Genomic DNA, 1775 nt, shown 5'->3' on the forward strand with positions numbered 1-1775 from the left:
TTAGGCGTTTGCGAAACGCTGTAATCCGCATAAATGCGGTATATTTCTTGCTGCAAAATAAAATAACTCCTCACTGATTTATGGTAAAATTGAATTGAATCAAAAAACAAAATCACCATTATACCTCAGAAAGGAGTTACATATTTATGATAACATATAAACAGCTTTCTTTGGCAGATATATTTTCTGACTGCAAAGAAAAATTTCAAAACAACAAGCCCCAGTTTCTTTCTTTACTTGAAAACACTATTAATCTTGATGATTTAGTTCCGATTTCTTTCATAAATCATTTTTATGCGCCCACCGGAAGACCTCGTAAATATAAGCTTTACTCCATGCTTCGTGCTTTAATCTTGCAGCGTATTTTTTCTATTCCTAAAGATTCCCTTCTGATTATCTTCCTTAAGTATTCTCAGGAATTAAGGGATTTCTGCGGCTTTCTTAAAGTTCCTGATGCCTCTAAATTCACACGCTTTAAACAGGATTTTATTCTGGACTTACAATTGATGTTTGATAATCTAGTTGATATTACTGAACCAATATGCCAACAAATTAATAAGAAACTTGCATCCATGACCATCTTCGATACTTCTGGTATTGAAGCTTTCGTAACTGAAAACAATCCTAAATATGCCAACCGCATTATAAAACAGCTTAAAACTTTTAAGAAGTTAAATGGTTTAGGTGATTCCTATGATCCTTATAAAGCTGCTTATGGTGCCATGCCTTCCCATGCTAATGCCAATCCTGCTGTCCAGCAGATGTATATTAATGGACATTTTTGCTATGCTTTTAAATTTGGTCTTGTTACCAACGGTCTTGGCATTGTAAGAAACATTTCATTTTACAATAAAAATTTCCTTAAAGCTCATCCAGACATTGTTGTTGAAAAAAAGTCCAACTCACCTGATGAGGATAAATCTCTTGCTGATGCTAAAGCTCTTATACCTGTTCTTAAGGATTTTTTAAAAAAACATCCCATGATAAACCCTAAAATATTTTTAGGCGATGCTGCCTTTGACAGCATTGAAATTTATAGCTGTCTTTTACAGAAATTAAAGTTTGAAAAAGCATACATACCACTAAAAACTAAAATCGTATCAGAAGAATCTGATTGTCCTTTGAATGAAGATGCTGTTCCCTGCTGTCCCCATGACCATTCACTGCCCATGAAACGGGAAAGCAGCAAATCACATTTGCGTTCAGGAATTCCTACAATGAAATTCGTTTGCCCTAAAATGAAATGGGTCTACAATAAAGAAACGAAAAAGAGTAAACGAAAAACTTTTTGTGAAGATCCCTGTACTAAATCATCCTGCGGCAGGATGTTTTACATTTATCCTGAAAAGAACCTGCGTGCATATCCCGGAACCGTTCGTGGTTCTCAGGAATGGAACTGCACCTATAAAATTCGTTCTGCTATAGAAAAAAGTATCGAAAATTTTAAACACAGCTGCTGTATTGCAGAGCGCAGGACACAAAATGAAAAAACCCTTCATGCCGACTTGCTTCTTGCTGGTATAACTCAGCTAATAACAGCTGTCATAGCCAATAAAATACACAGGCATGAATATATCAAAAGTCTAAAACCATTAATTGCATAAATACCAGCTATTTTAAAATTTTAGAATTAATCATGGCTTTATTTCTTATGCCCTTTTTTTCTGTTTAACTATTATAAATTACAAGAATTGCCTTTGATCTTCTAATTACCTTTTTTTGAAACTTCTTCCCATCATCAATTCATTTTTATCAGTGAGTTTCGCAATTACCTA

The 1775-nt window shown here is 34.2% G+C and carries 1 pseudogene; it reads left to right on the forward strand.

Annotation, left to right across the window (positions count from 1 at the left end):
• The first annotated feature begins 146 nt into the window (after positions 1-146).
• Positions 147-1524, forward strand: a pseudogene (locus tag CLLU_RS18405) (transposase).
• Positions 1525-1775: the final 251 nt, after the last annotated feature.

The organism is Clostridium luticellarii, from assembly GCF_002995845.1.
GTDB classification, from domain to species: Bacteria; Bacillota; Clostridia; order Clostridiales; family Clostridiaceae; genus Clostridium_B; species Clostridium_B luticellarii.